Genomic DNA, 16,661 nt, shown 5'->3' with positions numbered 1-16,661 from the left:
CTTTTTATTTTAATTTTTGAATTTCTTTTCTTAGCACTATCATTTCTTTTATAAGGTTTCTTTCACTCATACAAGTCATTAAATGGTCTTGAGAGTGAATTAGTAAAATAGATATATCTGATTTATTTCCTCCTGCTTCCTTTTGTATAAGTTCTGTTTGTACTTTATGTGCTTTTAATATTTCTTCATTTGCACTTTCGATTAATTCATCAGCCTTTTCAAAATCGTTTTCCTTTGCACAATCAAGAGCTTCATAAAGCATAGATTTTGCATTTCCAGCATGAATTATAATCTTTAATACTATTTCTTCCATTTCTTCCTCCTAAATTACTTGTCTACTTTTAACTGATTTCTATCTGATAGATATATAATATCTTATAAAAACAAAAAAACATGCACAACTTTTTCCACTACATGGAAAATTTTGTGCTTATTCACATTTTGATATAAATTTATATAAGAATATTTTTTATATTTTTAATATCACAATTACTTAGCACATCAAGCATATTTTCATCTTCTGTCAATTTAGATATTTCTTTGAATAATTCTCTAAATACTTTTCTATCATCCTCTTTTTTATAAGCTAATAAAAGTATAATCTTTATGTATTTTCCATTTCTAATTTTTATTGGTGTTTTCAATCTTGCAAAACATAAGACAGATTGTTTTATATACTTCATATCTCCATGAGGAAATAATATTCCTTTCCCAACATTAGTTGGATATGCCTTTTCTCTTTCTATAATAGAATTTAAATATTCTTTATCTGCATAATGCTTTTCGATTAATAAATTAGTTAAGTATGCTATAGCCTCATAAATATCATTATGTTCTAGCTCTCTTATTAAATAATCAGACATCATTAATCTATTCATAAGTTTATATGATGTATCTTTTTCTTTTATTTTGTTGGTAAATTCTTTGAGTTTATTTTCATCTTCATCAGTAAATAGTGGTGTTGTTATAAAAATTGGCTTTTGTACATTTTCATATTCTTGAAATGCAATTATAAAATCTATCATTTTATTGAAGTTATCTCTTCTTAAATCTTCTTCTCTTAGTGTTTCAACTATTTCTATATTATTAAATCTCTTTTCTATCTTTACTTTTAGTAACATACTTACTCCAAAACTAAATGGGCACACGATACTTGCTTTTTTAGTTGATTCTCTCTTATTACTTTTTCTTTCTAAAGATGTTTGAAAGTGAAGAGTAAGATAACCTATTTCATCTTCAGTTATTTGTGTTCCTTTTTGCTCAATTCCTATTGAATTTGAAATTACTGTAAATAAAAAACAAAATTTATTTTTTATATTATCTAAAAGTGGATTTTCCAAATAAACGTTACTTTGCATTTGGTGCATTGTAACATTTAAGTGACATATTAATTGGTCATAAAGCAATATATCATTATTAAAGTTTATACCCGATTCTTCTGATACCAGATTTATAATTCTTTTTGTATACTCTGATAATTCTTCATTAAGGTATAGTGATTTTTTAGTATCTTTACTATTTATTTGTTTATTCATGCCAAGTATTAGTGATTCTATAAATAATTTTTCTTCATGGTTTAATACTATAGATAGACTGGATTTCAACTCATTTTCTATATCTAATATAAGAATTTCTAACTTTAATTCTTTTTTAATATTTACTATTTCAAAAGAATTCCCCAACCTTATTCGTATGATATTTATAAGTAAAAATAACATCAATTGCCTGAATGAAACATCTGTAAGTCTTATATCCATTTTATCTTCTATTATAGACATTATATTTTTGACAACTATTATGTCTACTATATGGAAATATTCTATTTCATCCATGTTTAGTCTGTATTTATCTATATATTTAAATAAAAATGCCACTAACATTATCCTTATGTCTTTCTCATTTCCCTCAATACATATACCACTGCCCGTTTTAGTTGAAATTTTCAAATTATAATTACTTAATTCTACTGATAATGTATTTATTTCTTCCCTAACAATATTTTTATTTATATACAATTTATTGGACAAATCATTTAAGGTAATCTTCTTATTATTGCAAAGTAATAGATTCAATATCTCAACTTGTTTATGGAGTTCACTATTTACTCTTTTAACTTCACCTCTTAACTTCTGGTTTACTATTATTTTATCTGTATCATCTCCACTAAACTTAATTCCTATTTTAGGCTTTCTTTTAATATAAGCACTACAAAAAGTAGACAACCATTCATCAATGTACTTACAATCATTTCTTATTGTTCTCTCTGAGCACTCAAAATCGTTAGCAATGTCATTGATATTTATAAATTCTTCTTTCAATAGCAATACTGTCAACAAGTTCTCTTGTCTTTTGTTCATATATATCACCTCTTTATGATTCAATCTAAATTTATTATATATAAAAAAGAGCTACACATAAAAACATTATGCTAGCTCTCTTTTAATATGATATTTAGCTGACCTGGTCTTTGACCCCACACTCGCCTACTGGAGGGTTCGCTTGGGTTCGCCGCACTACTACTCTCTCTCGATTTTATTATCGGTAGGTCTTACTTCTAAGCCGCACCATGCTCATTAACCCAATTTTTAGTGTTAACTTACGTGGATCCTTTTGCCTGCGACTGGCTTGGACTTTCAACCACAGACCTAAATATCACTTATTCATTTTAATATTTTAAAGTAAAATTGTCAATATATAAGATTATTCCATAACGTAGTTGTCATTTGCTCTTGTAAGCAACGTCATTACAAAAACCTTATTAACACCAGATAACTTTAAAATCTTAGATATTTCATTTGTTGTCACGCCAGTTGTAAATATATCATCTATCAAAAGTACATTTTTATTATTTATTAATTTAATATTTTCATTAACAGCAAATACATTTTTTAATTCCTTTTTTCTCTCTTGTTTACTTAACTTATAAAGCATCCTTGTATTTTTTTCCCTGGATATACAATCTAACATTGGAACATTGATTATTTTACTCAAACTCAAAGCTATTTTTTGTGCTTGGTTAAATCCTCTTTTATTAAGTCTTTTCTTATGAAGTGGAACAAATAATATATAATCAAATTTCACATTTTCTAAATCCAACTTTTCTTTCATTATTTGCGCTATGTATTTAGCCATAAATGTTTTTTGATTGTACTTTAATCCTAATATTATTTTTTTAGTTATCTCGTTGTATTCAATACAGGAGATTGACTTGTCAAAATAAAAACTTTTATCAAAACAATAGCTACATCCTTCAATAAATTCTTTTTCAAGTGAATGATGTATTATTGGCTTTCCACATTTTATACACCCATTTAGTATAAAATTCATTTCATTAAAACAACTTTTACAGACTGAATAGGTATTAGTTTTTTTTATTGATTTATCACAAATTATGCAATTTATATTTTCAGGATAAATAAAATCCAGACATTTATTAATTAGATTTCTAAGACTCTTAATAAAATTATCATTGCATATTTTCATATTTACTCTATCAACAGCCCTTCTTGTTTGAATTTGTTTAACTTATATCCTAAGTTTGAATATCTTTGATTTACTCTGTTATTTTTTATCATATATTCCAAATATTTCACATCTCCAACTAACACAACTAATTTTTTTGCTCTTGTCACTGCTGTATATAATAAATTACGACTTAGTAACATAGGAGGAGCCCAAGTTATTGGTATCACTACGACTGGGAATTCACTTCCTTGACTTTTATGTATGGTTGTACAAAAACTATGGTCAATCTCATCTAATTCATCATATAAGTATGATACAATTTTAGTTTGGTCAAATAGTACATAAATAGTTTTCTTATCCTTATCTATATGATATACATAGCCTATATCTCCATTATATATACCTTCCCCACTTTCCTTTTGGTCTTCTGTCTCCCACTTTTTTGTATAATTATTTTTTACTTGCATTACCTTGTCACCAACTCTAAACAACCTTTTAGAAAAACTTTCTTCTACTTTAAACTTCTCCTTTTTGTTAAGATACTTTTGTAACTCTATATTAAGATTGGTAACTCCTAGCTCTCCTTTTCTCATTGAAGATAACACTTGTATATCTTTTAGTTTATCGACATTATAAAATTTAGGTAATCTTTCATTTACCAAACCTATTATTTCATTTAATATCTCTTCATTTGTTGATTTTCTTATAAAAAAGAAGTCTTTTCCCTTTGTATTTAAATGAAGTGGTTCTCCATTATTTATCTTATGCGCATTCACAATTATCATACTTTGTTGAGCTTGTCTAAATATTTCATTTAATTTGACTACATTTATAATATTTGAATCTATCATGTCCTTAAGTACATTGCCTGCACCTACAGAAGGTAATTGGTCGCTATCCCCAACTAATATTACTCTTGTTCCTAATTTTATTGCTCTAAGTAAATTATACATTAAGATAATATCTACCATTGATACTTCATCGACTATTATTACATCTGAATTTATTGGGTCTTCTTCATCTTTAAAAAATGTTAAATCATCATCTGTTGAAAATCCCATTTCTAATAATCTATGTATAGTCTTTGCTTCTTTATTAGAAGTTTCACTCATTCTCTTAGCTGCTCTTCCCGTTGGAGCAGCTAAAGTTACACTTTTCCCATTATTTTCAAATATATCTATAATTGCATTAATAGTGGTAGTTTTTCCAGTACCTGGCCCACCAGTTATAATTAATACGCCACTGTTCACAGATTCTTTAACTGCTAAAACTTGCTTCTCTGCTAACTTAATATTCTTATCATCTTCTAAAATTTTAATTTCATTTTCTATATCTATATTCAAATCTTCAAATTCATACTGCGACAATTTTACTATTTGACTACATACTCCATTTTCAGACAAATAGTAGGGCATAAGATATATGAGATTTTCATTATTTACTTTTTCTATATGTATTTTTTGATTATATACCAACATCATTACACATTCTTTTACTATGTCTCCACTTAACTCCAACAATTTTTCCGAATCTTGTATTAGAATATGTTCTGGCAAATATGTATGCCCATTACTTAGTGATTTATTTAAGGTATATAATATTCCTTGGCATATTCTATCTTTAGAATTCTTATCTATACCAATTTTATTAGCTATACTATCAGCTACTTTAAACCCTATTCCTCTTATGTCTTCAGCAAGCTGATATGGATTTTTATTTATAATTTCTATTGCACTACTTTTATATTTTTTATATATTTTTAGACAGTAATTGGGTGTTATTCCAAAAGGAGATAGTTCAATTATTATGCTTCTTAGTTCTCTATCTTCTTCATAACTCTTTACTATTTGCTTTACCTTTTTACTACCTATACCCTCTACTTCTTGTAATTTTTCTGGGTAGTTTTGTATTATATCTAGTGTGTCAACACCAAACTTATCAATTATTCTCTTAGCCATTTTTTCGCCAATTCCATGTATCATACCAGAAGATAAGTAAACATAAATTCCTTCCAAAGATGATGGTGTCACTGGCATAAAACTATTCACTTCAAATTGAGTTCCATAAATTTTGTGGTTTACCCATTTACCTTCAACCTCTATACTCTCTCCCATTGCTAAAGTAGGCATACATCCTACAACAACAATTTCATCATTTTCATTTACCAGATGAGCTATTGTATAGCCATTATCTTCATTTTTAAAGACTATTTCACTTATCATTCCTTCTAATTTTTCCATTTTTATCTCCTAAAAATACTAATAATTGTTCCGTTCGTATGTTAGTATACTTAAATATATTAAGTTCTATGATAGGATTCTATCAGAAAATTTTTCTATATTTTTATACTTAACTTAATTTCTAACTATTATACATTTTATCAGAAACAAAAAAAATCTGCACCCTAAAAATATGGTACCTTAAAGTAAAGGTACCATATATAAATAATTATTTTATTTCAACCAGCTTACTTCTAAAACATAGATTAAATTTCACAAATTTATTTTGATATTAATTTACCTCAGATTTATTTTCCTTGTATCCTTCAGTTTTGGTAATTCTTCGATAAAGCATACATAGTAAAATTAAAATTCCCATATAACCTGTATATGGATATAATGTCCCTACAAGCTTATCAAATGGTAATAATCCTCCTATACATGCTAATATGCTTACTACTACTGTTATTATTTTAAATTTAGGATGGTCATCTTCCACAAATCTATTAGTTACTGACCATAATAATGGTACAGCTGTAGTATATATTCCTAATAAAAGTACTACTGAGAATAAAATACCTATAATTGGAGATATCTTGTCAGCTAAATAAAGAGCTGGTATTTCTTTTGTGTATATATTTCCTACATCTGAAAGTAATGCTAGATTCATCATTATAGCAGCTGCCATAAGGGCTACTCCACCTACTATACCTCCCCATACAGCATCTTTCTTATTTTTTGCTGAAGCTCCCATTCCAGTTAAAAATGTTATTACTATTATTACATTATAGCAAGTATAAAGTACTCCTGAGAAATATCCATTTGATGTAGCAGTTTTAACGTTTAGACTATCAATTATAGCTCCTGCATTTGATAAAGCGCCAATATTACTAAATAGACTAATTGCTCCTACTAAAAGTGTAAATATTATTATTATAGGACCTATATTACCTAGTATCTTTGAAAGCCTTGTCAAACCTAGAGATACAGTTATTAGGGAAACGATTGCCATACCAATTCTACCTACATATGGATTTAGACCATAATACTCTGATAATGTAGCTCCTGCTCCTGCAATCATTATTACTAATGTACCAAACAAAAACAATGGTCCAAACCACTCAAAAAATGTACCAAGATATTTTCCACAATATACTTGATAAATCTTTATTGGTTCTTTAAGCTTTAATTCTCTCCCTTTTTCTATAACTTCTGCTCCAAACCATGAGAATAATACCATAGATATTATTCCTCCTATAATTCCAGCATACCCATAAAACGTAAAGAATTGTACTATCTCTTGACCAGTTGCAAATCCAGAACCTATTACAGTCGCTACATATGCTCCAGCAAAACTTATAACCATTTTGATGTTTATTTTATCCGACATACACACTACTCCCTCCTAAATAAAATAAATTTTTTAATAAGTAAAATTTAATGTAAGTTTATTAAGACTATATTAGTTGTATTATTGATGCTTTTCAATATTTTTTGAATTATTTAACATTACTTAACGAAATCTTAACCAATTTTTAACATATGCCTTCTACTATGTATTAATTTAATGCAATATTATATAATGAAATATATTAATCTCACTAAATAATGTTTATTTATTATATGATTTAAAATTAGTATTTATTAAATATATTTAATCATAAAATAAAAAACTGCTAAAACGTAATTTTAAAATTACATTCTAGCAGCTCCTTATCTAAGCATTATTCACCTAATGCGTCTTTTCTTAATTGTTCTACTTTATCAGTTCTTTCCCATGGTAAATCTATATCCGTTCTACCAAAGTGACCATAAGCAGCAACCTTTTTGTAAAGAGGCTTTCTTAAATCTAAATCTCTTATTATTGCTCCTGGTCTTAAATCAAAGTGTTTGTTTACTAGTTCAACAAGCTTCTCTTCTGAAACTTTACCTGTCCCAAAAGTATCTATAAATATAGATAATGGTCTAGCTATACCTATAGCATATGCAAGTTCTATCTCACATTTATCTGCAAGTCCAGCCGCAACAATATTTTTAGCAACATATCTAGCAGCATAAGCAGCAGATCTATCAACTTTTGTAGGGTCTTTTCCTGAAAAAGCTCCTCCACCATGTCTAGAATATCCTCCATAAGTGTCTATTATTATTTTTCTTCCTGTAAGACCTGTATCCCCTTGAGGTCCTCCTATAACGAATCTGCCTGTTGGGTTTATATAAATTTTAGTATCTTCATCAAGTAATTCAGCTGGTATAACTGATTTTATAACATGCTCAATTAAATCTTGTCTTATCTTATCATTTGATACTGTTTCACAATGCTGAGCTGATATAAGAACTGTATGTACTCTTACAGCTTTATTTCCTTCATATTCAACAGTAACTTGAGTTTTTCCATCTGGTCTTAAATAATCAACTAAACCTGTCTTTCTAACTTCTGTAAGTCTTCTTGATAATTTATGAGCTAATGATATTGGAAGTGGCATTAATTCTGGAGTTTCATTACATGCAAATCCAAACATTATACCTTGGTCTCCAGCTCCTACTTTTTCTATTTCTTGTTCTATTTCTTCTCCAGTCTTACTTTCTAGACCTTCATCAACTCCCATAGCTATATCTCCAGATTGTTCATCTATAGAAGTTATAACTGCACAAGTGTCACAGTCAAATCCATATTTTGCTCTTGTATATCCAATTTCTTTTACTGTTTCTCTTACTAATTTAGGTATATCTACATAAGCAGATGTACTTATTTCTCCAGCTACTAAAACTAAGCCTGTTGTTACTGTAGTTTCACAAGCTACTCTAGATTGTGGGTCTTTTTCTAACAATGCATCTAATATTGAATCTGATATTTGGTCACATATCTTATCAGGATGTCCTTCTGTAACTGATTCTGACGTAAATAAATGTCTTGCCATTTTTGTTCCTCCTTATTCATTCTTAATTTTTATTATAGATTTTACCTTATCTTCAATTCTTAGAAATTTTACTCAAAATAAAAAACCTCTCCTTATAAGAAGAGGTTAATAATCGTAATCGCATACTAATTAACTGACCTCATCTTTCAAGACTTTTGTCTTGTAGGAATTAGCACCTTTTCCCATTTGGGTGGTTGCTGGGCTTCACAGGGCCTATCCCTCAGCCGCTCTTGATAAGGTAATCAAGATTTAAGTTTTATTTTACTTTATTAGCTTACTATTTTTTTAAAATTTTGTCAAGATTTTTAGTCATATTTTTGCCATTACTTTTTTTGTGAGACAAATAAAATATTATCTCTATCTGAAATTTAAAGTTAGGTCTTTTTAGTGTTTTTTATTCATATATTTTTTTGAAGGGGGTGTTCCTATTGTATTTAGCTAAAGTAAATTACAGCGATGATGATGTTATACAGATGCTAAGTTCAGTTCTCAAAACCATAATTAATGAAAATACGATTGTTGTTTGCATAGGAACAGACAGGGCTATAGGTGATACTTTAGGCCCTTTGGTTGGAACAATACTTAAAAACAGTAAATTTAAATACCCCGTTTACGGTACACTAGATAACCCTATTCACGCCTTAAATATATATGAGTCTTTAGATACTATAAAAAATACACATATGCAAGGTAACTTCTTGGCTATAGATGCTTGCTTGGGGTCACAGAGTAACATAGGCAATATACAGATTAGAGAAGGACCTATCCTGCCCGGAAAAGGTGTGGGAAAAAAACTACCTCAAATAGGAAATTATTCTATAGTAGGGATTGTAGATAAAATTGATGAAAATAACAGACTTTCATTTAATAATATACGTCTTAGCTTTATACTAGACTTAGCTGAAACAATAGCCTTAGCACTATTGGTATCTACTTAAATCTTATATAAGGTAACTGATAAAATTTTTTGTATTAAAAAGGTAGATACTATAGAGTATTTAATTTAATAAATACTCCAAATTATCTACCTTTTTATTTTGATATTTATTCTTCTGTTTTAATGCTTTTCATTTTTAAAAATTTTATTTTTCTACTAGAGCAAACATTAACTCACCTTTACAGACAAGTTCTTCACCAACATAAGCTTTAGCATCTGCTTTTGCTATATTTCTTCTAAGCGTTGTCATTTCAACTTCCATAGTCAATGTATCTCCTGGTCTTACTTCTCTCTTGATTCTAACTTTATCAATACCAGCAAATACACCTAATTTCCCTTTATTTTCTTCCAAAGACATCATTGCTACTCCACACACTTGTGCTAGAGCTTCTACTATCAGCACTCCTGGCATCAATGGGTAATTTGGAAAATGACCTTGAAAAAATGGTTCATTAACTGTTACATTTTTTATACCAACAGCTCTTTTTCCAACTTCTAACTCTGTAATCTTGTCCACTAATAAAAATGGATATCTATGTGGTATTAGTTCTTTTATTTCATCTATATTTAACATTTTAAACTCTCCTAATTATTTTCTTTTGAAAGACCCACCTGTTTCAAGTAAATCTATAGAGCCCAAAGCAATCCCTGTTCCTTTCGCAACACAAGATAGTGGTTCATCTGCTATTGTAACAGTTATTCCTGTTCTCTGTTCTATTATCTTATCTAATCCATATAATAATGAGCCTCCGCCAGTCATTATTATACCAACATCACCTATGTCTGCTGCTAATTCAGGTGGTGTTTTTTCTAAAACAGCATGAGTTGCAACAACTATTTGTTCAACACATTCTCTAAGGGCTTCTAACATTTCTGCTGAGTTTATAGTTATAGAACTAGGAAGACCTGTAATCAGATTTCTTCCTGTTATTTTCATATACTTTTCTTCTTCTCTCTTAAATGCAGAACCAATTTCAAACTTAATTTTTTCTGCGGTTCTTTCTCCAATAAGAAGATTATGTTGTTTTTTCATATACTTAACTATAGCATCATCAAATCGGTCTCCGCCAACTTTTATAGATTCACTTACAACTGCTCCCCCTAGTGATATTACGGCTATATCTACAGTTCCTCCACCAATATCTATAATCATATTACCATTAGGTTGTGATATGTCTACACCAGCTCCTATAGCTGCTGCTATTGGCTCTTCTATGATATACACTTCTCTAGCCCCAGCTTGTCTAGTAGCATCCTCTACTGCTCTCTTTTCTACTTCTGTAACACCTGTTGGCACACATACCATAATTCTAGGCATGAAAAATCTTCCAAATCCCTTTTTATCAACTATCTTATCTATAAAAGATTTTAACATCTTCTCAGTTACATCATAATCTGAAATTACACCATCTCTTAAAGGTCTTATTGCAACTATATTTCCTGGTGTTCTTCCTATCATTTTTTTAGCCTCTTCTCCTACAGCTAAAACAGAATCTGTTCTGTTGTCTATTGCAACAACAGATGGTTCTTCTAAAACGATTCCCTTACCACTAACATAAACAAGTACATTTGCAGTACCTAAATCTATGCCTATATCAGCTCCAGCCATTTTTTCAACTCCTTCATTTATATATTAGATTATATTATAAGCCTATTTATTAATACTCCTATAATAAAGCATATACAAAAATCTCGCTTTAATCAAGAGAAAATAAATGTTTTGAGAGTATTATTCTTTTGCTATTTATAATTATATAATATATTTCTTACAATAATTTAATGTAATAAAAAAAGTAGGTTTTTAACCTACATTTTTTTATGTTCCTTCTCATACTTTAATTTCGTTGCTAATCCCCCTCTAATATGTCTCTCTGATTTATTTTTGTCTAGCACACTTTTAACTTCTTTGGCAAGGGATGGATTTATTTCCTTTAATCTTTCTGTAACATCCTTGTGAATTGTACTCTTACTTACTCCAAATGTCTTGGCTGTTTGTCTTACTGTAGTGTTTTTTTCAAGTATATATTTTGCTACCACTATGGCTCTTTCCTCTATATGAGATCTCAAAGATTACCCCCCTCACATAATAGCTTTAATGATATATATGTAAAAACACCAAAAAATATAACAAGCTTAACCAAATATGATTAAACTTGTTATACTTTTACTTAATTAGACTCATTGGGTCTATAGATTTTTCTCCATTATATGCTTCTAAATGCACATGTATACCCTCTTCACTTTCTATCTGAGAAGTACTTCCTACAGTCCCTAATGATTGTCCTTCTGTTACTTTCTGATTCTTCTTAACACTAACATTTTCATCTAGATTTGAATATACTACTACAGTATTATTGTCGCTTTTTATTTTTACTGATTTTCCATATTCTTCATCATCAAATACATCTACTACCATTCCGTTTAATAGAGATTTTATTTCTTTACCTTTAGTACAACTAACATCTATACCTTTATGAGTTTCCCAAACATCCAATGTTTTAGAATAACTAGGTTCTTTTTCTGAATATTCTCTTATTATCTTATCACCAATGTAATTTAATTTTGTTGTACTTGACTTATTTTCTTCTTTTGCCTTAGCTTTTTCTAAGTTTTGTTTTGAATCTGTCGCAGTAGGGATAGCATCTTTCTTATCTTTTTCAATTAAATGTATTTCCTCTTCACTATCTTTATTAGATTTTTCTATCATGCCTTTATTAGAAGCTAATTTATCTACATTATTATTTGTAAACCAAACTCCACCTACTGCTAATAAACAAACACATACAAATAAAGATAAATAAAAACCATCTTTTTCTAACAGTTTTTTCTTCATTTCGCACCTCCAAATATATTTCTACATTTGGATTATTGACGTGTTTTTGGTATTTTATACAATTATTAGTATATATCTTTTATTTTTGTATCAGTATAGTAATGTGATAATATATCATAGTATTTATAGCCTTCTTCTGCCATACCTTCAGCTCCCCATTGGCTCATACCAACTCCATGACCATATCCTTTTACTACAAAATCTATGTATCCTTCTCCAAATTTTATATCAAAGTTTGCAGAATTTAAGTTAAAAACAGTCCTCACATCTTTTCCTGTGACTTCTTTGTTTCCTAATTTTATTTTTTCTACAGTTCCAGCATCGCTTCTTTCAGTTATTGCAACTTGTTTACTTAAATTATTTACATCTATCACAATACTACTATAAGACTTTCTAAGGCTCTTAACAAAATCTGTGTTGCTTATTTTAAGTGTTGATGCAAATTTGGGAGAATACTTATCATATGGGCTTTCTACAGATTTTAAATAAGGATATTTTGATGAAAATACCTCTTCACTATTCTCTGTTTTCCCTGATGAGGTAGAGAAATAAAGAGGAAGTATAGCCTTATCATTGTAAGTTATTATCTGCCCCTTAGTACCTTTAACTGCGTTTTTAATTTTAGAATACTTATTTTTAATCCATTCTTCACCATTCAACTTTTTAAGAGTCGCATAACTCTTGTATTCTTGACAGTGTTTATAATCAGTACATACCACTGCATTTTTATGTTTACTTGATTTCCCATGTTCTTGCTTATATACTACATACGTTCTAGCTGCTACAGCTTGGGCTTTTAAGGCCTCTATATCAAAATCCGAGGACATCTCACCAGCTAGTACTCCACATAAATAGTTTTCCATGTCCATTTTTTCAACTTTACCTGACATGTGATTATAGACATTTATAACTGGTGTTTTTTTGTCTACAGTTTCATAGTTTACTACCTTTTTATCTTCTTTATTACCTTCATTTTTAATATCATTTTTTTTAATGGTTTTGTTTATGGAAACTACTTTCTCTGGTTTTTCAGTTAGCTCCACATTTTTGTAAGAAACTAAAGTTATCAATGAAGGGACTAACACAGAGCAAGTTACAAATCCTAACAAAACAACCAATGGGTTCTTCATATACTCTCCTCCTTAGCTTTTAAAACCTTGTATTTAAGTATATGAACAACCCTATCAATTTATAACTTACTTATCTAAACCAATTATTAATCTTCTACTATTTTGATTTGACCACCTAATGCTGTTATCTTTTTATCTATATCAACATAACCTCTTTGAATATGGTATATTTCTCCTATTTGAGTTTCTCCTTCTGCTATAAGACCGCATAAAATAAGCGCTGCTCCTGCTCTTAAATCAGTAGCATTTACTGCTGCACCGTGTAATTCATCTACTCCATTAACAACCGCACTTCTTCCATCTATTTTTATATTAGCACCCATTCTATTGAATTCAGCAACATGCATAAATCTATTTTCAAAAACAGTTTCTATAACTACACCAGTTCCATTAGCTACAGTAAGCATAGCCATAAATTGAGCTTGCACATCTGTAGGAAACCCTGGATGTGGTAAAGTCTTTATGTCTATTGGCTTTAATACCTTTGGACCTACTACTCTAACAGAATTGTCCATCTCTGTAATTTCACAACCAGCTTCTCTTAATTTAGCTACAACTGGCTTTAAATGCTCCATTAAAACATTTTCAACTGTTATATCACCTTTTGTCATAGCTGCTGCAACCATATAAGTTGCTGCTTCTATTCTGTCTGGAATTACATTATGTTCTGCTCCTTTTAACTCCTTAACACCTTTTATCTTTATAGTGTTAGTACCTGCACCTTTAACATCTGCTCCCATTTCATTTAAGAAATTAGCTAAGTCAACTATTTCTGGTTCTTCTGCTGCATTTTCTATTATTGTAGTTCCTTCTGCTAAAGAAGCTGCCATCATTATATTTTCAGTAGCTCCAACAGATGGGAAATCTAAATACAATTTATTTCCTACTAATTTTTCTGTTGCGGCTTCAACAAAACCGTGGTCCATTTCTATTTTTGCACCTAAAGCTTTAAATCCTTTTAAATGTAAATCTATAGGTCTAGTTCCTATAGCACATCCTCCTGGCATAGAAATTTTTGTACTATTAAATCTAGCAAGTAATGGTCCCATAACCAAAAAAGAAGCTCTCATCTTTCTTACAAGCTCATATGGAGCTTCACAAGTTCTTATATTACTTGCGTCAACAGTAAGTGTATTTTCTTTATATTCAACTTCTGCTCCTACATGTCTTAATAAATCTGATATAACATGAACATCTCTTAAATTTGGAACTCCATTTAAAGTTGATTTCCCGTTTGCTAATAAAGTTGCTGCTATTATTGGTAAAACTGCGTTTTTTGCGCCATCTATTTTAACACTACCTTTAAGTGGATTACTCTTTTTTACTATTATCTTAGCCATATTTTCTGATCTCCTCATAATTAATAATCTAATTTTATAATTGGTGTGGCAATATATATGAGTGTTTTTCCATCGTCCTCATTATATTTAATTCCTATATTTAAATTGATTTTTTCCCCTAAATATTCTAAATCATCATCATTTAATACTTTACTATATGCTGTTATAGATAAAAAGTTTACGTCTTTCACTTTATCTATTTGCTTAGCACTCATATTATATAATATTTTTTGTAAAATATCATCATATTTGTGGTTTTGTAACCTTTTTGTGTATTCTCCAACAATACAAGCAGATACATCTACTTGAGATGAATATTTATTTAACACGTTTTCTACACTACTATAAATATCCTCTTTATGTTTATATACTTTGTTGTCCAATATGTCAACTATTATGTAGCTTTCTTTATTATTTTTATTTATTCCTTTTATAGAAATTTCTTTATCGCTATCTTTTATAGTAGCATATAATTGTATTTCATCGCCATACCCTTTTTGGTTCCAATTTATTCCTTTTTCATCTAACTTTAGATTGTTAATTATTTCTAGAAAAATATTATGTAATTCTTTATTTGATAAATTGTAATTTATAACAGAATTAATTTTCATATTATAATATTTAAAATCGGCTTCTGAAGTTTCAAGAGCACTAATTAATTTATTATATCTAGTATTTATATTTGCATCTGCATAAGATATTGTCATGCCTATAGCCATTAACATAAAAAAACTTACAACTAATTTTATTATCTTCATAATAAAAATCCCCCTTAAATTTGTTTTTCTCTATAACAGAATTATTAACAAATTTAAGAGAGATATACTTTATCAATATGTATTTTTATGCATTTTGTAATTTTATATTAAATAAATGTTTTTCAAACTCTTCGATTCCAATTCTCTCTAATACTTTACTTATTCTTTCTCCTGGACTTGCTAATTGTTTATATGTATAAAATACATCTTGCACTAATTCTTCTATATTATCCTCTGTATACAAATTACTAAGTCTATCTCCAAATCTATAGCCTCTTCCCATTCTACCACCAAGATAAACAGCTAGTCCTTTTTTATCAACTTCCATAGCTCCAAATGGACATGCTTGAGCACACTTTCCACAATTTACACATTCTTCTTTATTCCACACTAATTTCTTATCTTCCATATAAACTGATTTTTGTCTACAAGATGATGTACACAATCCACAATTTTTACATTTATCTTCATTAAATTTTACGTATACTTGACCTACTATACCCACATCATTAGTATTTGCTTTTGCACAGTTATTTGGACATCCAACTAGTGTAATTTTAGTTTTAGATGGTAAATCATATCCAAAATATGAATCATGTAACTTTCCACATAATTCTTGTGTATCATATATTCCATGTTGACATACAGTACCTTTGCATGCGACTAATGGTCTTACTTTTTTACCCGTACCACCATGCTTTAGCCCTACAGCTTTTAAATCTTCCTTCATTAAATCTATATCTTCATACTTTATCCATGGTATTTCAACAGCTAATCTAGTAGTAACACCTAAATAACCTCTACCATATTTTTCAGATAACTTTGATAAGTTGATAAGCTGTTCTGCTGTAAAGTTTCCCGCTCTACTCAATATTCTTATTGAGAAATACCCTTCTTGGCTTTGGGCTAATATACCTTCAGCTTTTAACCTTGCTTTTTCATCTTTACTAATCATATTTCACACCTCATAATATATAATTTTATAATTCTATATTGCTAATAATATGTTTAAATAAGTGCACATCCATATAAGCATATTCTAACTATGTTTATATTTTAAA

Annotated in this window: 15 protein-coding genes and 1 riboswitch; of the genes, 1 reads left to right on the top strand and 14 read right to left on the bottom strand. The window is 29.1% G+C overall.

All coding sequences use genetic code 11. The features are described from left to right. Positions 1-4 precede the first annotated feature (4 nt). From IC175_RS14970 to metK, 6 genes are all read right to left on the bottom strand, one after another. Positions 5-313, bottom strand: a complete 309-nt coding sequence (locus IC175_RS14970; RefSeq protein WP_227483559.1) for a PTS lactose/cellobiose transporter subunit IIA — start codon at positions 311-313, stop codon at positions 5-7. Positions 314-452: 139 nt separating this feature from the next. Further along, complete coding sequence (locus IC175_RS14965) at positions 453-2,357, bottom strand: BglG family transcription antiterminator (protein WP_227483560.1); 1,905 nt, start codon at positions 2,355-2,357, stop codon at positions 453-455. Positions 2,358-2,700: 343 nt separating this feature from the next. Then, positions 2,701-3,483, bottom strand: coding sequence for a ComF family protein (locus tag IC175_RS14960; RefSeq protein ID WP_227851676.1), 783 nt, complete (start codon positions 3,481-3,483; stop codon positions 2,701-2,703). A gap of 2 nt (positions 3,484-3,485) precedes the next feature. Next, positions 3,486-5,705: an ATP-dependent RecD-like DNA helicase gene (locus tag IC175_RS14955; protein ID WP_227851675.1), complete on the bottom strand. Its 2,220-nt coding sequence runs from the start codon at positions 5,703-5,705 to the stop codon at positions 3,486-3,488. Between the two features lie 271 nt (positions 5,706-5,976). Next, positions 5,977-7,074 (bottom strand): hypothetical protein, encoded by a 1,098-nt coding sequence (locus IC175_RS14950; protein ID WP_227434548.1) that lies wholly within the window; start codon positions 7,072-7,074, stop codon positions 5,977-5,979. Between the two features lie 334 nt (positions 7,075-7,408). Next, complete coding sequence (gene metK, locus IC175_RS14945; protein ID WP_227434547.1) at positions 7,409-8,602, bottom strand: methionine adenosyltransferase; 1,194 nt, start codon at positions 8,600-8,602, stop codon at positions 7,409-7,411. Positions 8,603-8,738: 136 nt separating this feature from the next. After that, a riboswitch (SAM riboswitch) is annotated at positions 8,739-8,842 on the bottom strand. A 188-nt stretch (positions 8,843-9,030) separates the two neighbouring features. Between metK and yyaC the strand changes: the two genes are divergently transcribed. Further along, a complete protein-coding gene (yyaC, locus tag IC175_RS14940; protein ID WP_021382545.1) occupies positions 9,031-9,540 on the top strand; it encodes a spore protease YyaC in 510 nt (169 codons plus the stop codon). Between the two features lie 144 nt (positions 9,541-9,684). Here the strand turns inward: yyaC and fabZ are convergent, their stop codons facing one another. From fabZ to IC175_RS14900, 8 genes are all read right to left on the bottom strand, one after another. Continuing rightward, a complete protein-coding gene (gene fabZ, locus IC175_RS14935; protein ID WP_227483562.1) occupies positions 9,685-10,113 on the bottom strand; it encodes a 3-hydroxyacyl-ACP dehydratase FabZ in 429 nt (142 codons plus the stop codon). A gap of 15 nt (positions 10,114-10,128) precedes the next feature. Then, the gene (locus IC175_RS14930; protein WP_227434545.1) at positions 10,129-11,148 is read right to left on the bottom strand and encodes a rod shape-determining protein; all 1,020 of its coding nucleotides are present in this window, start codon (positions 11,146-11,148) and stop codon (positions 10,129-10,131) included. A 197-nt stretch (positions 11,149-11,345) separates the two neighbouring features. Beyond that, the gene (gene spoIIID, locus IC175_RS14925) at positions 11,346-11,606 is read right to left on the bottom strand and encodes a sporulation transcriptional regulator SpoIIID (protein WP_044212029.1); all 261 of its coding nucleotides are present in this window, start codon (positions 11,604-11,606) and stop codon (positions 11,346-11,348) included. 97 nt (positions 11,607-11,703) lie between these two features. After that, on the bottom strand, positions 11,704-12,372 hold the full coding sequence (locus tag IC175_RS14920; RefSeq protein WP_227434544.1) for a M23 family metallopeptidase: 669 nt from the start codon (positions 12,370-12,372) through the stop codon (positions 11,704-11,706). Between the two features lie 65 nt (positions 12,373-12,437). Then, complete coding sequence (gene spoIID / locus IC175_RS14915; RefSeq protein WP_227851674.1) at positions 12,438-13,502, bottom strand: stage II sporulation protein D; 1,065 nt, start codon at positions 13,500-13,502, stop codon at positions 12,438-12,440. Between the two features lie 86 nt (positions 13,503-13,588). Further along, positions 13,589-14,842 carry a UDP-N-acetylglucosamine 1-carboxyvinyltransferase gene (murA, locus tag IC175_RS14910; RefSeq protein WP_227434542.1) on the bottom strand — a complete coding sequence of 418 codons (1,254 nt, stop codon included), beginning with the start codon at positions 14,840-14,842 and terminating at the stop codon, positions 13,589-13,591. 20 nt (positions 14,843-14,862) lie between these two features. Then, complete coding sequence (locus IC175_RS14905; RefSeq protein ID WP_227434541.1) at positions 14,863-15,600, bottom strand: YwmB family TATA-box binding protein; 738 nt, start codon at positions 15,598-15,600, stop codon at positions 14,863-14,865. An 85-nt stretch (positions 15,601-15,685) separates the two neighbouring features. Then, positions 15,686-16,555 (bottom strand): 4Fe-4S binding protein, encoded by an 870-nt coding sequence (locus tag IC175_RS14900; RefSeq protein WP_227483564.1) that lies wholly within the window; start codon positions 16,553-16,555, stop codon positions 15,686-15,688. Between the last annotated feature and the right edge of the window lie 106 nt (positions 16,556-16,661).

It is taken from the genome of Clostridioides sp. ES-S-0123-01 (assembly GCF_020658415.1).
Classification (GTDB): domain Bacteria; phylum Bacillota; class Clostridia; order Peptostreptococcales; family Peptostreptococcaceae; genus Clostridioides.
This window is presented reverse-complemented; position numbering and strand designations above follow the sequence as displayed.